Raw genomic sequence first — 16,382 nt, 5'->3', positions numbered from 1 at the left:
AGCTATGAAAGTAAAAAAAATCTTAAATAACAATGCGCTCGTCGTCAAGGATGGCGGCGAGGAAAAGATCGTATTAGGTTCCGGAATCGCATTTCAAAAAAAGAAGAATGATATTGTCGATAGATCTAAAATTGAAAAAATATTCGTAATGAAAGATTCATCAGAATACCGCCAATTTGAGGAGATCTTAAAAACGTTGCCGGAAGATCATATTCAGGTGGCGGAGGATATTATTTCTCATGCGGAAAAAGAGCTCGGAATCAAAATCAATGAGCGAATCCATGTTGCTTTTTCAGATCATTTATCATTCGCGATAGAACGGTTAAGCAAGGGAATGGTCATTAAAAATCCGCTGCTTCAAGAAGTCAAAGTCCTCTACACGAAAGAATTTCAAATCGGCCGCTGGGCAAAGGCCCTCATTAAAGAAAAGCTGAAGATCGATATTCCGGAGGATGAAGTCGCCAATATTGCACTTCATATTCATACAGCCAAAACAAACGCGGGAGATATGACAAAAACGCTCGATCTCACAACGATGATCAAAGATATTATCGAGATCATCGAAAACAAACTCAACATTAAAATAAAGGATGAGACGATTTCGTATGAGCGGCTTGTCAACCATCTCCGTTTCGCCATTCAGCATATCGAATCGGGAGAGACATTTTACGAAATGGATGGTGAAATGATCAGCCTCATTAAAAAGAAGTTTGGACAAGCGTTTATGTGCGCAGAAGAAATCGGGGCATTTGTGAAGCGGGAGTATGGTTTTGAATTTCCGGAAAAAGAGCTGTGCTACATTACCATGCATATTCAGAGATTTTATCAGCGGTCTGCTGTCGTGTAAAGAATGGTGTGTTTAAGAAAACGGAGCCCTGTTATCGGGCTCCGTTTTTGTTTAAGGCTTCAATTTCCGTTAAAACCGAATTTTCGATTAGAAATCCTTTCACTTTAACGTGCGAAGGGATTAACGGGTGCCGGCGGATGGCGGCGACACTTTTGTGTACACCTTCGGCCGCGTTTTTGCTCGGTGACAGCCATTCATCGATGCTGCTCTGCGTAAACTCCGGACTGCAGTTTTGGAAAAGGTACTCTAAAGTTTGCATTCTATCACTTAAATCTTTGTTTCTATTTAAAAGGTCAGAAATATCTTCATCTGCCGTTTGCTCGTGCTTATCGCGGACAATCCAGATTTCTTCCGCTTTGTTCCGGTGGACAAGGGTGATGATATCTCTCATCAAATCACCGTAGGGCTGTGAAATATCAGGGAAGACGCTTTTTAAAACGAGGGCGTTTTCAGGCTGAATATTCGCTGCCCGGCAGATGGTCTGTTCAAGCTGCTTCTCCATTCCGATAATCATCAGTATTTTTTTGTCTTCTTCCATGACATTTCACCTCATTTATTTATCGTGTGTGTCCAGTTCTTCCATTTTCCCTCCGGGTTAATAGATGCCAGGTGGATCCATCCGTTCTCGGCCTTTTGCCGGAAGCTGTGATCGCGGTCAAGGAGACGTTCGATAGCATCATCCGGCGCTTCGATCACGATCAGGAGCCTGAGAGGCGCATGATATATTTCGTCATCTGACCGCATGACGGACTGCCACGGGAGGCCGGCCAAAAGATCGCTTGCATTTCCTTGCATGACGCCGAGGCCTGAAGTAACGGTTTGGGTTGCCTTATTTCCGCTTCCATAATAATGCGGCGCAACGGTTGACGCGTAATACTGCAGATTGATCCATTGGGCAACTGTTCCAGGCCCTGAAATGATGCCGCTGAGGATGGAGCCGTCCTCGTCATTCCGCCAGTCATAGCTGTGCAGAAAAGCTCTTCCTTCAAGATCAGCTCCGCGTGTAAGCCGGCGTGTGCCGATGATGAATGAAGCATTTCGGGCCAGCCCCCATTCGGGACGGATTTCGCTCCAATCTTCGGCGAAGCGCTCAACTTCACTCCGCGGATTTTGGTAGCCGAGCTGCGGCAGCTCTTCTAAACGTTCGGCTCCGACAGTGCGGCTCACATCGGGAAGCACCGAGTTGATGCGGTCGAACGCTTGTTGAGCTTTAGCCGGAAGCTCAGGTACATAGAGCCACTGCAGTTCGTCCAATGTTGTAATGTGCTCTGCGGCGGCGAATACCGTATCATCCGGAATAAAAATGCCGTCGGAGCGGAGTCTCTGTCTGACGCTCGGAAGGTTGCATAAAGCGGCTAGGACGCGTGCGTTGAAAGCGCCTGATGCGCCTCCGCAGGCGCCGCAGTCCAGTGCTGATGCATAAGGGTTATTCGTGCTTCTGCTGGCGTGCCCGCAAATGACAACGAGCGGAGCGAACCGGTCAGTGATCCCCATCATCTTTAATGCCTGTCTGGCATAGGCGGCTTTTTCTTTATCCGTAAATCCGACCGGAATGCCGGATTCAGATGTTTCCATGCGATCAAGCGAGAGCTTTGCCTGAGGCTTCTTCAGCCATGTTTTCCGCGCATTCCGGAAAGCTTGCCCGGCTGCGCGGGGGACCAGGCTGCGCGCGGCCATTTGCACGCTCAGCCACGGCCCGCTCACTTCGGGAAGCAGCATACCCGCCAATAGATTCTGTTTCATCTTTTTAAAGGCGGAGCTCAGCGAGGATGCCGCTTTTTTATGTTCTTGGTACGATTTGAAACTTGATTCATCGGCCGTTTCATTTACTCGATGCTGAGGTTTAAGGATGACCGGCAGAGAGCTGTGAGTGTGCTTAGTGCCAAGCTCGCACGTTTCGATCGCCAGATTGAAAAAGCCCGCTGTTCCATACGTTTCAAAAGGGCCTGACTTTTCCAATGCCCGTCGGAACGGCTCTGAACGGACATCAATACAAAATGCAAGCTGGGCCAGCGCCGCTTCACTTTTGGCGGCAGCGGCAGGTTTGTTTGCCGTGATGAGATTTCTTACCTCAGCAGCGTATGATTGTTCCCACGCTTCCAGCCAGATGCGCCTGCGTGTTAGATCATCAAAGCGGCGGGCGAGTGTTAATCTCGCTTTTTGCTCTGCTGCTGAAAGTTTGAGCCATTCGTCAGGCGTCAGGAGGCCCCAATGCAGCCAGGCCGCAATCAAAGGAACGACCTGCATCTCTTTTTCAGGTTTTGGCTTAGACAGCGGCAAATAAGGTTCAATAAGCATCCATTCCATTGAAAGCCGGATGGCTAAATACTCGAGCAGCAGCCCTTGTTCATCCTGCGATTGCTGGGAACGCCAAAGCATCATCCCGGCCCATCCCGGAAGAGAGAGCAAATGAGCTTCAAGGTATGCCTGAACGTCTCCATCAGAAATATCAAGCGCTCGGAGTGCTCTTTTCATCGCGTCCCGAGGCTCTTCCGGCCACCCTTTCAGTCGTTGACGTTCCGCTCGCGCCAGGGCGGGATCATGTTCAACAAGCTGCCGCCAAGCGCTGTAAAACCCTTTCTCGCGATGCGGAAGCCGCCATGCCGATTGTGATTCATCGAGGAACAGCTTGCACCATTTAATCACATGATGATCAAGAAGGTGAGCGGTTTTCTGTCCGGCAAAAACGCTGAGCGGTTTGATTAAGCGTGTTTTTCGATCATCGATTGTCCCGCGCGCCGCTTGTTTGGCAAGCTTTTCGACTTGCCGGGATCTCAAGAGCTGTTCAGGGATTTCGTCGAGCTTGAGCGCAGCTTTGCAAAACGCTTCCGCTGTTTCCCTCTGCATGCCGGGCTGATATGAATCGAGCCAATGCGTCAGCTTTTTTTCAAGAATGGCCTCATCGATTTCTCCCCGTTGTTTTGCGGAGCGGAAAATGGAGGACTTTGGGTAAATATCAACATGAAGCTGCTGTTTAAGCTGCCGGGCCGTCTGTTCAAATGTCTGTTCTTCAAGACCCATCCACGGATGGCGCGCGGCAAAAGTTTCAATCGGCCATAGCGGCGCAATGACCCGTGCTGCTGATTGAACCGATTCATCAATATTAAAGTCCGCTGTCTGATGTTCATATTTGAAGATCAATTGTTTAGACAATGTGGGTGCTGCTTTCATGATTGACGACCTCCTTGAGTAAGATATTGGTCAAGATAATTCGGCCGTTCTTCGACCGATTCAAAATGAGGCTCACCCGTTTTTACAAGACGCAGATAAAGTGCGCCGGACCATGAAAAGCGCTGCCGAACGATCAAGGCGCCGGCCGCACTGCCGGCTAACAAAACGACTGCCGTTATAACGGCCGCCATTGCAGGCGGCTGCGCTCCTTGTACAACAGCTTCCTTCAGGAGCCCGTGTAAACCGGAATGAATGATGGCAAACGCGAGTGAAGCCCCCGATAAAATGAAAAGCCCGGCCATTCGTGTGACGCGTCCGTCATTGGCTGTGACAAGCTGTCTCCAAGCAATGAACAGTGCCCAGCCTAAAACAAGGGCGCTGATCAATTGATAGCCATCGTCCGCAGAGGAGACCCAGATTCCGATGACGACAGTAAGAGCAAAGACGCCGCCTATCATGTCCCAGAAAAGAGCCGGTCTGCCCCGTTTAGATGCGAACGATTCATAACGGCGCACCGCTGATCCGGCTTGCAGGAAAAGGGCGGCTTTGAACAGGCCGTGTAACATGAGGTGAATAACAGCCGCAATATAGGCCCCTAATGCGCATTGGACGAGCATAAAACCCATCTGCGCGACCGTTGAAGCTGCGAGCTGCCGCTTGTAGTCCGTCTGGACGATCATCATGCCCGTTCCGAGCAAGACGGAAAAGACGGCGGGAACAAGCAAAATAAGCTGCAGCCCATCACCGCTGAACATCGGTGCGAAACGGGTCAGCATGACGCCGCCTACATTTACGAGTCCGGCGTGCATGACCGCGGAAACGGGAGTCGGGGCGATTGCCGAATCGAGCAGCCAGCGATGAAACGGCCACTGTGCCGCAGGAATCATCACCGTTAAAATGATAAGGAGGCCGATCCCGGTTTTCTCCCATGAGCTGAGCTGTACAAGGCTTTCTTCCGCTATGGCGGATGATAATCGCCAGTGTCCCGTCGAAAGAGACAGCCAAAGAGCGGCAGCTGCTATCGCCAGCCAGCTGAGCGCAAAGATCCGGCCCGCATACAAAGCGGCATTTTTCGCCGCCTGCCACGCGCTGTTTAAGCCGATTAGCGCGGTCAAGCCGAAAAGCGTAATACCCCAGCATAAGAGGAGCCAGCGAAGATCATCGTTCAGCCAGGCGCATGAAGCGCCTCCTGTTGTAAGCGTAAGCAGCACAAAAAATTTACGGTAGGAGCGGTCGCCGAACAAATACCGGACAGAGTAGCGCTGGACGATGAAGCCGATGGTCAAGACAAACAAGGCGATCAGCCAAGCCAGCGAATCCAAGCGCCAAGGAGCTCCAGCTTGCCCGGGATTCACCGTTATCAATGCTGCCAGCGCGGCAAGCGGCGGCAGGGCGATGATCTTGGCGTGAATCCGTACATATGCCAATGGAACCTTTCGATTCAGGACGAGCAGTGCGCTGAACAAACAAAGCGCAAGCGACGCGAAAAATATTTTCAGCCAAAATAAAGAATCTAGCAGATCAAACATCCGGCATCCCTCCGTCGGGATGATGGAAAAGAACATACTGTTTCATGTCTTGCCTTCCTTTCTGAAAACGTAAAAAAAGCCGGTATATTCAGGATCGGCCTATTTCAGCCAATCTTTCTGAATAATACCGGCTTATCTTTAACTCATGTTCATGCTTTAAAGATCTTCCGTTTTTCTATGCCAATTTTTTTTGCAGGTCGTTTGCCAATTTAAATACCATGATCCGCTCGCCAGTGCGGGTGCTGATATCCGTGTGAAAGCTGATCGTCTCTTCACCGGTCACCTCCTTCATTATGCGGCTCAGTTGTTCTATACCCGATTCCACCAAACCGGAGCGGGTTCTTTTAATTGACAGCAGGCCTTCTTTTGTACTGCAAAGTTCGTATTCGGCGGGCGTCAAAATACCGTTCAGGGAAATGATGACCATATTTCTGAGAATGTCTGTTTTAACAGACACGGAGCCGCGGCCCAAATAGTCTTTTTCCCATTGGGTTAAGGTTTTGCTGATCTCCGCCTCCAAAGACCCCTTCGTCACTTTCTGTTTTTTCAATGTTATATCCTCCTGAAAAACGGTATATTTCTTTTCCTTATACATGAATATAGGGAAAATGAAATATACCGTCCTATCAAAATGTTAATGTCATACATGGCAAAGGTTGCTTTTTCACGCGACCATAATGGGATTATAGCCGAATGCTAAAGCTCTTTTGCATGAGATTACAATTATTGATTTTACGGAATTACTTTTTAAATATCATATCTTTTAAGATTTATGATGTCAATACCGTTCTTTTATTGGATAAAAAAGAGGAATGCCGTCTTAGCAGACGAGCATTCCCTTGGCAACTGCATCGGCTTTTTCTTTGCCGTTCAGCAATTCGGCAAGCTTGAGGGCAAATGGAATCGTGGTCGCCGGGCCTCTGGAAGTAATGATGTTTCCATCCACGACAACAGTTTCATTTGCAGTGACATCCGCTCCTGTCAAATGTTCTTCAACTCCGGGATAGCAGGTCGCTTTTTTTCCGCTGACAAGCCCCGTTTTTCCGAGCGTCATCGTTGCGGCGCAGATAGCGGCGACATATTTTCCTGCATCCGCCGCTTCTGTCAGCGTCTTGTGCAAAGCTTGGTGTTCCAGCATTTTTTTGCTGCCTACATTTCCGCCCGGAAGAATCAGCATATCCGCTTTTTGAAAATCAGCATCCTCAAACATGACGTCTGCCTCGACGATGATGTCATGCCCGCCTTTCACGCTGCGGGATGGATCAAGCGAGATGGTGACAGTCTCGACTTCAGCCCTCCGTAAAATATCAATCGTTGCTATCGCTTCGATTTCTTCAAATCCGTCGATTAAAAAAACATACGCTTTCTTCATGAAAAAAACCTCCTTCGTCTCTACCGTTCATTCTAACTGCGGCAAAGACATTTCCGCAACCGACGAAGTAGACAAATTGAGACACCCGTCTCGTTTTGTCTCTTGTTCTGGAAGGATGTCCGCCTGAAAAGCGGCTTATGTTCGCGTCGAAGAGTTGGCACGATTTTTGCATCATAATGTGTGTGAGTAAAAAAAAGACAGGAGGTTTATTCATATGGAAGAGGTACTGACAAAGGAAAAAGCGGTGTGGATGTATCAAAAAATGCTGGAAATCCGCCATTTCGAAGATCGGGTTCATCAGCTGTTTGCTAAAGGAATACTGCCGGGCTTTGTCCATCTTTACGCCGGAGAAGAAGCGGTTGCCGCGGGCGTCTGCGCCCATTTAAATGACGAAGACACCATCACGAGCACACACCGCGGCCACGGGCACTGCATTGCAAAAGGGTGCGACTTGAAGGGGATGATGGCCGAGATATACGGAAAATCTGCGGGACTTTGCAAAGGAAAAGGCGGATCGATGCATATCGCAGACTTTAACAAAGGGATGCTTGGCGCAAACGGGATCGTCGGCGGGGGATTTCCCTTGGCCTGCGGAGCTGCCCTCACTGCAAAGTATAAAAAGACTAAAAATGTAAGCGTTTGCTTTTTTGGCGACGGAGCCAACAACCAGGGGACGTTTCACGAAGGGATCAACCTTGCCGCCATTTGGAAGCTGCCTGTCATATTTGTCGCCGAAAACAACGGGTATGGCGAAGCGACGCCGTTTTCCTATGCGTCAAGCTGCGAGTCGATTGCAGATCGTGCGTCCGCCTATGGGATTCCGGGCATTCGCGTGGATGGAAAAGATGCGGCCGCGGTTTTCCAGGCTGCGGGCCGGGCGATAGAGCGTGCCAAAAACGGAGAGGGACCGACGCTCATTGAGTGTATGACATACAGGAACTACGGTCATTTTGAAGGAGATGCCCAGCGCTACAAAACAAATGAAGAAAAGGCGGTGCATCAGGAAGAAAAAGATGCCATTGCCGCGTTCAAAAGCGAATTGTTGGCAAAAGGGCTGATGAGTGAAGAAGAGCAGTCGCGGATTGAAAAAGAAGTTGAAGAAGCGGTGGAGGAAGCGGTCGCATTCAGCGAAAAAAGCGCTTATCCGGAAGAAACCGAACTGCTGACAGATGTATATGTATCTTATTAATTCATGAAGGGGGAAGGAAACATGACAAGGGAAATCAGCATGTCAGCCGCATTGAATGAAGCGATCAAACTTGCGATGAGAAAGGACGATCACGTCATTTTAATGGGGGAAGATGTCGCAGGAGGAGCGAATGTTGATCATCTGCAGGATGATGAAGCATGGGGCGGTGTGCTCGGCGTCACGAAAGGGATTGTTCAGGAATTTGGACGGGAGCGCGTCCTTGATACGCCGATCAGTGAAGCGGGGTACATCGGCGCAGCCATGGCGGCGGCTTCAACAGGTTTAAGGCCGATCGCGGAATTGATGTTTAACGATTTTATCGGAACATGTTTGGACCAGGTGCTGAACCAGGGAGCGAAATTCCGCTACATGTTTGGTGGCAAAGCGGAAGTTCCAATTACGATCCGGACGACCCACGGCGCGGGCTTTAGGGCAGCCGCCCAGCATTCGCAAAGCTTGTATGCCCTATTTACAAGCATTCCCGGCCTGAAAGTGATTGTTCCGTCGACCCCGTACGATGCGAAAGGCTTATTACTCGCTGCGATTGAGGATCAGGATCCGGTTATCTTTTTTGAAGACAAAACGCTGTACAACATGACAGGCGATGTGCCGGAAGAATATTACACGCTGCCGATCGGAAAAGCCGATATCAAGCGGAAAGGCGCTGATGTAACGATTGTCGCAGTCGGCAAACAGGTTCATACGGCGCTTCAAGCGGCGGAACATCTCTCACTTCGGGGAATCGAAGCCGAAGTCCTTGATCCGAGGAGTCTTTCGCCGCTTGATGAAGAGGCTGTCCTTTCATCTATAGAAAAAACAAACAGGCTTGTGATCGTCGATGAAGCCAATCCGAGATGCAGCATTGCCGCGGATATCGCATCATTGGCGGCAGATAAAGGATTTGATTCGCTTGACGCACCGGTTAAAAAGGTGACGGCTCCGCATACGCCGGTGCCATTTTCACCGCCTCTTGAAGACCTGTATTTGCCGACACCGGAAAAAGTGGTGAACACCGTGCTTGAGATGCTAGGAGAAACCTCAACACATACGGTGTAAAGATTGGAAAGGAGAGGAGAACATGGCTGTCGAGGTTGTCATGCCGAAATTGGGAATGTCGATGAAAGAAGGTACGGTTTCCGTCTGGAATAAAAAAGTCGGTGAAGCCGTTGAAAAAGGAGAAAGCATTGCCAGCATCAATTCCGAAAAAATCGAAATGGAAATCGAATCTCCGGCAAACGGAACCGTGTTGGACATCAAAGTGTCCGAAGGAGAGGGAGTGCCGCCGGGAACGGTCATCTGCCAGATCGGGAATGAAAACGAACAAACGCCGGAAAGTCAAACAAAACAGCCGGATCCCCCGAAAGAACGGATTAAAATTTCTCCGGCTGCACGCAAAATCGCGCAAAGCGCAAATATAGACATCAAAACGCTGAAAGGCACAGGGCCCGGGGGGAGAATTACGAAAGCGGATGTGCTGCAGGCGCTTCCCGACAGGCCGAACAAGCAGGCGGATAAGGCGGAAGATCGTCCGCCGGCAAGCCCGATGAGGAAAACGATTGCCGCAAGAATGACGGAAAGCCTGCAAAACAGCGCCCAGCTGACGATTACGATGAAGGCGGACATCACGAAATTAACAGCCCTGCAAAAACAGCTCAATGAAACAGCCCAATCCAGGTATGATACAAAGCTGACGATCACTGATTTTGCCGCAAGGGCAGCTGTTTTTTCGCTTTTGGATCATCCGGCCATGAACAGCGTTTATCAAGACGGAAGGCTTGCGACCTTTGAGCACATTCATTTAGGAATGGCGGCCGCTTTGGATGAAGGCCTGGCCGTTCCCGTCATCCGCCATGCCGAGCGGCTCCCGCTGATCGATCTGGCCAAGAAAATCAAATGGTACGCCAAAAAAGCGCGGGAAGGCCGGCTTCTGCACGACGAAATAGAAGGATCGACATTTACGATTACAAATCTCGGCGCATATGGTGTCGAGCACTTTACGCCGATCTTAAATCCGCCGGAAACCGGGATACTCGGAATCGGCCAAATGTATTCGGCCCCCGTTTATCAAGACGGAGAACTGACAAAGGGCGCCATTCTGCCGCTCAGTCTGACTTTTGATCACCGCGCGCTTGATGGTGCGCCTGCCGCAGCATTCCTTTCAGATGTAAAAAAATATTTGGAAGATCCTGCATCGATTCTTTTATAGAGAGAAGGTGGATAGACTGTGACACTCGCGATTATAGGAGGGGGACCTGCGGGTTACGTGGCGGCGATAACAGCCGCCAAGAATAGCAGAGAAGTCATCCTGATTGAAGATGGCCCCCTCGGAGGGACGTGTTTAAATGAAGGGTGCATACCGACAAAAACGCTTCTTGAAAGCGCCGATATGTTCGAGAAAGTAAAGTCCGCCGGCGCATTCGGCATCGGGCTGTCAGGCGAAAGCCCGACGGTTCAGTGGCAGGCCGTCCAAAGCCGTAAAAGAGAGATCATTCAGCGGCTCGCCGGGGGTATTAAATATTTGATGAATAAAAACAAAATCAAGGTACTGCAAGGAAAAGCATCGTTCTTGTCGGAACACGACATACTTGTTGAAAAGGGCGGAAAACAGGAGGTCATCAATGCCGGTCATGTGATTATAGCGGCAGGAGCGGAACCTGCCGCACTGCCTTTTGCGTCTTTTGATGGGAGCTGGATCATCCACAGCGGAGATGCCATGTCATTGCCGTCCATCCCTGAAACGATTTTTATTATCGGCGGAGGAATCATCGGTTGTGAATTTGCCAGTATATACAGCAGGCTGGGAGCGAACGTAATTATAGCCGAGCAAGCGGAACAGATTTTGCCTGAGGAAGATCCGGATATTGCCGCCTTTCTGCACACAAGTCTTGAAGAGTCCGGCGTCCGTGTTTTCACATCTGTACAAGTGGAGCGTCTTGATCCTGCCTGGCGGCGCGTCTTTCTGAAAAATGGCGATGATAGCTTTAATATTCAAGCGGATCGATGTCTGGTCGCCGTCGGCCGAAAACCGAGAACTGCTGATCTGAAGCTTGAGCATATTGGTGTCCAATATGACAGGAAAGGGATTCAAGTCAACCAACATATGCAGACAAACATTCCGCATATTTATGCGTGCGGGGATATCACAGGCGGGGTTCAGCTGGCGCATGCCGCTTTTCACGAAGGAATCGTCGCCGCATCCCATGCCTCAGGCAAAGACATGAAGGCCAACAGTGAAATCATTCCGCGCTGCATCTATACCTCGCCTGAGATCGCAAGCGTCGGCTTAAATGAAAAAAAAGCGAGGGAGCGCTACGGGGATGTTCGTATCGGTGAATTTCCGTTTTCTTCAAACGGAAAAGCGCTTATTTTAAATGAGGCTGCCGGTAAGGTCAAGATCATCATAGAGCCGGAGTATCAGGAAATTGTCGGGGTTTCGATCGTGGGTCCGAGAGCAACCGAACTGATCGGCCAGGCAGCCGTGATGATGCACGCTGAGCTGACGGCAGACGCAATGGAGCACTTCATCGCGGCTCATCCGACTCTTTCGGAAACGATTCACGAAGCTTTGCTGCAAGCCGCAGGTCAGGCGGTTCACTGCTGAATAATGGAAAACTTCGCACAGCAGGTAAGTGCGAAGTTTTTTTATCGATATTGAAAGCGCTTTTATAATATAATGAGGAAAAAGCATTAGGAGAGGATGGAATGAATCCGACGCCCTGCTATTTAAATACGTGGAAACGTTTTGTTCAGGAGGGGCTCCTTGACCAGGCCCGCTTGAACAAAAGAGTCATGGAATCATGGTACCGCTGCAAAAGCCGAAATGTAAATCCGTATTTAGATAAAGGACAGTCAATTTTAAAAAAGGATTTATTCAACGCTCAAAAAAAGAAACACTCGTTATTCCTCGATATCGCCCTGCCTTATTTACACAATATCAGCCGTGAATTAAAAGAGTCGGAAATGATGGCGCTCCTGATCGATGCCGACGGGTACGTATTGAGCTTGGCCGGATGCCTGAGGACGCTTGAAGAGGCGAAAAAAATCAATTTTGTTGAGGGGGTGCGCTGGACGGAAACAGAAGTCGGCACGAACGCCATCGGAACCGCCCTTGAAATCGGCGAAGCTGTCACCATTCACGGGACCGAGCATTTTTCAGTGGCATCCCATCATTGGAGCTGTTCTGCTGCACCGATTCGCGATGAAGACGGCACCGTTATGGGTTTGATCGATATTTCCTGTCTCACGGATAGAAGGCATCCCTTTATGCTTGGGATGGCTGCTACTGCCGCACACGCCATCGAGCGCGAGGTCAGCGTACACACGAAAAAAAACGAAGCCGAGCTCATCAGCCATTGTCTGGAAAAAATCGATTCGGATCAGCCGTTTATCGTGTGCAATGAAAAAGACAAAATCGTAGCTGCGAGCAGACCGGTGCGGGAACGTTTTTCTGACTGGAGGAGAATGGATGTCAATGATCTGTATGAGCGCGGGTTTACCGGCGTGCACAAGCAGCCGATTTTCTCCGCCAAAGACGGGAGGCCCCTCGGAAAGTCGATGGCACTGGCTGAAGTGTCCCGCAAAAAAACAGCTCCATCACTCGTACCCCGTTTCATCTATCCGGGAGAAACAGGAACAAGCCGGGCGTTTCAGCAGGCGCTTAACGACATGAGGCTTGCGGCTCAGACGGATGCGAATGTATACATATGGGGGGAGACGGGCTCCGGAAAGGAACTTGCCGCAAGGGCCATTCATCAGGCAAGCGCCCGGAGAAACGGCCCTTTTATCGCCGTCAACTGCGGCGCCATTCCTGAAAGCTTGATGGAGAGCGAATTGTTCGGCTATACCGAAGGCGCATTTACAGGAGCAAAGCGCCGCGGTTCAAAAGGAAAGTTTGAGCAGGCTCACCGCGGTACGATTTTTCTCGATGAAATCGGTGAAATCCCTTATCAGATGCAAGTGGCGCTCTTAAGGATCATCGAAGAGCGGAAGGTCACTCCGATCGGCGGAACCCGTGAAGTTCCCCTCGACATCAGAATCATCACAGCAACACACCGTGATCTGAAAGATCTTCTCCAAAAAGGAAAGATACGTGAAGATCTGTATTACCGCCTTCATGTTTATCCGGTAAAAGTACCGCCGCTCAGAGAGCGCAAAGAGGACATACCTGATTTGTTCCGCCACTATCAGCAGCAACACGGGTGGAAGGCCGATTTTCCGCCGATTTTTTTCAAGCGGCTTCAAGAATATCACTGGCCGGGAAACGTCCGTGAGCTCTTTAATACGTTTGAAAGGCTCAGGGTTTTATTTCCGGACGGCGGGCTGATCGCCCCCTCCCAATACAGTGCGGTGCTGGACGGACTCCATTGGAAAAGCGGCGCGCCTTCTGAAGAAGACCGGCTCACATTCAGAGAACGTGTTCAAAAACAAACGATGATGGAAGCTTTGCAAAAAACGAAAGGAAATGTGTCCGAAGCGGCCAAGCTGGCCGGAATTCCAAGAAGCACATTTTACAAGCGGCTTCGAAAGTATAACCTATAACCTCTCGGCGCCCAAAGCATGACGCTGACACCGGCTAAACAGATTACAGCCCCGGCCCAATCATAGAGGTCGGGGGCTTTTTTGTCCACCAGCCAACCCCAAAGCACAGCCAGAATAATAAATACGCCCCCGTACGCGGCATAGACGCGCCCGAACGATGGAAACGCCTGAAAAGCCGGGATTATACCGTAAATGATTAAAGTCAGCCCTCCGGCTACCCCGTACCACAGCGGTTTGGATTCCCTCAGCCACAGCCATACGAGATAGCCCCCGCCGATTTCAGCCAAGCCCGCCAGCAAAAATAAACCGATTGCGATCAGCATCAACAACACACTCCAATTCAGTTAATTGCCTTTATTCTACACGACATGAAACGGCCGGGAAAGTTCCCGTTTTTCGGGAAAATAAACAGAACGCGAGTATAGGAACTGTCTTTGCCGAACCTGTTGGAACGGCTCCTTCAGCATGATATAAGTAAATTGTAAACGCTTATAAGGGGGCTTTAAAAATGGATAAAACGTATTCGATTGTCATTGCAGGCGGAGGAAGCACATTTACCCCGGGGATTGTATTGATGCTCTTGGACAATTTGGATGATTTCCCGATCCGACAGCTGAAATTGTATGACAATGATGGGGAGCGGCAAGACAAGATAGCCGGCGCCTGTGAAGTGTTGGTTCGAGAAAGGGCTCCGCACATTCAATTTTTAGCGACAACCGATCCGAAAGAGGCGTTTTCCGATGTTGATTTTGTCATGGCTCATATCAGAGTCGGCAAATATGCAATGCGCGAGCTCGATGAAAAGATCCCTCTGAAATACGGAGTCGTCGGCCAGGAGACGTGCGGACCCGGAGGGATTGCGTACGGAATGAGGTCGATTGGCGGCGTCCTTGAGCTCATTGATTATATGGAAACTTATTCACCTGATGCGTGGATGCTGAACTATTCAAACCCGGCTGCAATCGTTGCCGAAGCGACGAGAAGGCTGCGGCCGACATCAAAAGTGCTGAACATTTGCGATATGCCGATCGGTATCGAAGACAGGATGGCTCAAATTCTCGGGCTGTCATCACGGAAAGAGATGGTCGTCCGTTATTACGGTCTTAATCATTTTGGCTGGTGGACGTCAATTTGTGACAAAGACGGCAATGATCTGATGCCGGCGATCAAGGAGCACGTCGGGAAGTTCGGCTATATTCCTGAACATGAACATGAAAAGGCTGAGGCCAGCTGGAACGACACGTTCAAAAAAGCGCGGGAAGTATATGAACTCGATCCTGAGACGCTTCCAAATACGTATTTGCAATATTATTTTTATCCCGATGACATGGTGAAAAAATCAAACCCTGAATTCACGCGGGCGAACGAAGTAATGGAAGGGCGGGAAAAATTCATTTTCGGCGAGTGTGAAAAAATCGCAAAAGCCCAATCCAGCGCCGGCAGCAAAATCAAAATTGATGACCATGCTTCATATATTGTCGACCTTGCGCGCGCCCTTGCTTTTAATACCGGTGAACGGATGCTTTTAATTGTTGAAAATAACGGAGCGATCCAAAACTTCGATTCATCGGCGATGGTTGAGGTGCCTTGCATTGTCGGCAAAAACGGACCCGAGCCGATCACAATCGGCAAGATACCGCAGTTCCAAAAAGGGCTGATGGAACAGCAGGTGTCTGTTGAAAAGCTTGTCGTTGAAGCCTGGATTGAAAAATCGTATCAAAAGCTTTGGCAGGCTCTGATTTTGTCGCGGACCGTGCCGAATGCAAGAACAGCCAAACTGATTCTTGATGATCTGATTGAAGCGAACAAAGCATATTGGCCGGAGCTCTCCGCGGAACATCTTCAGCCGTCGCTTTAAGGATGAAAGCGCCTGGGCTCCTGAGCCATACCGGCCAGCCCAGGCATATCTCCCATTTATTCTCGTATTTTATATAATAGAGACAGAGAATAAATGGGGTGAAAACGATGCAGTTGGAAGAATTAATGAACAAGCATTATAAAAAATTGAACGAAAACGACTTTCATGTTTTGAAATATATTTTGAACCATCAAGACACTTGCTACAAGCTGGGCATCAACGAATTAGCAAAGAAATGCAACGTATCCCGCACATCGATTTTAAGGCTTTCTCAAAAATTGGATTTCAGCGGGTACAGCGAGTTCAGGGTGTTTCTGAAATGGGAGGCTGAGAAACGGGAAGAAGAGCGGGAAGATTGCCATTCCTTTGAAAGCCTCATGAGGGATATGGAAGCAAGCATGAAGTATTTGAAAAATACGGATTTGCGAAAGATGTGTCAGCTCATTGACGAAGCAGGCCGCATTTTTGTCTATGGTTCAGGTACGGCTCAGACGACGTGCGCTTATGAGCTGCAGCGAATGTTTGTTTCTCAGCACCGTTATTTGACGGTGATCAAAGATCAAATCGATTTCGACCTCATGTTTCCTGATTTTAGCCCGGCTGATCTGATCATCATCATTTCGCTGTCAGGAGAAACCCCGTCGCTGATTCCGCAGGCACAGTCTCTGTCGGCAAAAGGCATTCCTTTTATCTCTTTGACGAATTTGAAAAATAATCTGCTCGCCCAGCTCACTCCTTACAATCTCTATGCGCCGAGCCAGACGGTGACGGTTTATCCAAAAACAGAGCTGACTGCTTTTGCTCCCTTTTTTCTCGTTGGGGAAGCGCTGTTTCGCAGCTATGTCGACTATGCTGAAGAAAAGAAAAATCAGGAATAA

14 protein-coding genes are annotated in these 16,382 nt (G+C 49.5%); 8 read left to right on the top strand and 6 right to left on the bottom strand.

The features are described from left to right. Nucleotides 1-4 precede the first annotated feature (4 nt). A complete protein-coding gene (locus ACVC9U_RS15195) occupies nucleotides 5-847 on the top strand; it encodes a PRD domain-containing protein (protein WP_075755141.1) in 843 nt (280 codons plus the stop codon). A gap of 31 nt (nucleotides 848-878) precedes the next feature. Here ACVC9U_RS15195 and ACVC9U_RS15190 read toward each other — a convergent pair whose 3' ends face one another. The 5 genes from ACVC9U_RS15190 to ACVC9U_RS15170 all read right to left on the bottom strand — a co-directional run bounded on the left by ACVC9U_RS15190 (nucleotide 879) and on the right by ACVC9U_RS15170 (nucleotide 6,919). Next, the gene (locus ACVC9U_RS15190; protein WP_075755143.1) at nucleotides 879-1,385 is read right to left on the bottom strand and encodes a carbonic anhydrase; all 507 of its coding nucleotides are present in this window, start codon (nucleotides 1,383-1,385) and stop codon (nucleotides 879-881) included. 11 nt (nucleotides 1,386-1,396) lie between these two features. Next, nucleotides 1,397-4,018, bottom strand: a complete 2,622-nt coding sequence (locus ACVC9U_RS15185) for a DUF2309 domain-containing protein (protein WP_075755145.1) — start codon at nucleotides 4,016-4,018, stop codon at nucleotides 1,397-1,399. Continuing rightward, on the bottom strand, nucleotides 4,015-5,547 hold the full coding sequence (locus ACVC9U_RS15180; RefSeq protein WP_075755147.1) for an NADH dehydrogenase subunit 5: 1,533 nt from the start codon (nucleotides 5,545-5,547) through the stop codon (nucleotides 4,015-4,017). The genes ACVC9U_RS15185 and ACVC9U_RS15180 overlap by 4 nt, the downstream gene beginning before the upstream one ends. 175 nt (nucleotides 5,548-5,722) lie before the next feature. Continuing rightward, complete coding sequence (locus ACVC9U_RS15175) at nucleotides 5,723-6,097, bottom strand: Na-translocating system protein MpsC family protein (RefSeq protein ID WP_441391245.1); 375 nt, start codon at nucleotides 6,095-6,097, stop codon at nucleotides 5,723-5,725. Between the two features lie 270 nt (nucleotides 6,098-6,367). Then, entirely contained in the window at nucleotides 6,368-6,919 is a 552-nt protein-coding gene (locus ACVC9U_RS15170) for a DJ-1 family glyoxalase III (protein ID WP_075755149.1), read from the bottom strand. A 214-nt stretch (nucleotides 6,920-7,133) separates the two neighbouring features. Here ACVC9U_RS15170 and ACVC9U_RS15165 point away from each other — a divergent pair, with 214 nt between their 5' ends. The 5 genes from ACVC9U_RS15165 (at nucleotide 7,134) to ACVC9U_RS15145 (ending at nucleotide 13,646) form a co-directional block, all read left to right on the top strand. Beyond that, nucleotides 7,134-8,108, top strand: a complete 975-nt coding sequence (locus tag ACVC9U_RS15165) for a thiamine pyrophosphate-dependent dehydrogenase E1 component subunit alpha (protein WP_075755151.1) — start codon at nucleotides 7,134-7,136, stop codon at nucleotides 8,106-8,108. 21 nt (nucleotides 8,109-8,129) lie between these two features. After that, on the top strand, nucleotides 8,130-9,164 hold the full coding sequence (locus tag ACVC9U_RS15160; RefSeq protein ID WP_075755153.1) for an alpha-ketoacid dehydrogenase subunit beta: 1,035 nt from the start codon (nucleotides 8,130-8,132) through the stop codon (nucleotides 9,162-9,164). Nucleotides 9,165-9,186: 22 nt separating this feature from the next. Beyond that, a complete protein-coding gene (locus ACVC9U_RS15155; protein ID WP_075755155.1) occupies nucleotides 9,187-10,314 on the top strand; it encodes a dihydrolipoamide acetyltransferase family protein in 1,128 nt (375 codons plus the stop codon). 18 nt (nucleotides 10,315-10,332) lie between these two features. Further along, complete coding sequence (lpdA, locus tag ACVC9U_RS15150; RefSeq protein WP_075755157.1) at nucleotides 10,333-11,709, top strand: dihydrolipoyl dehydrogenase; 1,377 nt, start codon at nucleotides 10,333-10,335, stop codon at nucleotides 11,707-11,709. A gap of 101 nt (nucleotides 11,710-11,810) precedes the next feature. Continuing rightward, on the top strand, nucleotides 11,811-13,646 hold the full coding sequence (locus tag ACVC9U_RS15145; RefSeq protein ID WP_075755159.1) for a sigma-54-dependent Fis family transcriptional regulator: 1,836 nt from the start codon (nucleotides 11,811-11,813) through the stop codon (nucleotides 13,644-13,646). On the opposite strand, the gene ACVC9U_RS15140 is transcribed toward ACVC9U_RS15145, so the two are convergent. After that, nucleotides 13,616-13,972 (bottom strand): YnfA family protein, encoded by a 357-nt coding sequence (locus ACVC9U_RS15140; RefSeq protein WP_441391244.1) that lies wholly within the window; start codon nucleotides 13,970-13,972, stop codon nucleotides 13,616-13,618. The two genes, ACVC9U_RS15145 and ACVC9U_RS15140, sit on opposite strands and share 31 nt — an antisense overlap. A 182-nt stretch (nucleotides 13,973-14,154) precedes the next feature. On the opposite strand from ACVC9U_RS15140, the gene glvA reads away from it, so the two are divergent. Both glvA and ACVC9U_RS15130 read left to right on the top strand, forming a co-directional pair. Then, nucleotides 14,155-15,504 (top strand): maltose-6'-phosphate glucosidase, encoded by a 1,350-nt coding sequence (gene glvA / locus ACVC9U_RS15135; protein ID WP_145652943.1) that lies wholly within the window; start codon nucleotides 14,155-14,157, stop codon nucleotides 15,502-15,504. Nucleotides 15,505-15,611: 107 nt separating this feature from the next. Continuing rightward, the gene (locus ACVC9U_RS15130) at nucleotides 15,612-16,382 is read left to right on the top strand and encodes a MurR/RpiR family transcriptional regulator (protein WP_441391243.1); all 771 of its coding nucleotides are present in this window, start codon (nucleotides 15,612-15,614) and stop codon (nucleotides 16,380-16,382) included.

The sequence above is a fragment of the Bacillus sp. GM2 genome, from assembly GCF_056155945.1.
Note: the sequence above shows the minus strand (reverse complement) of the source record. Positions and strands in the feature narration are given on the sequence as shown.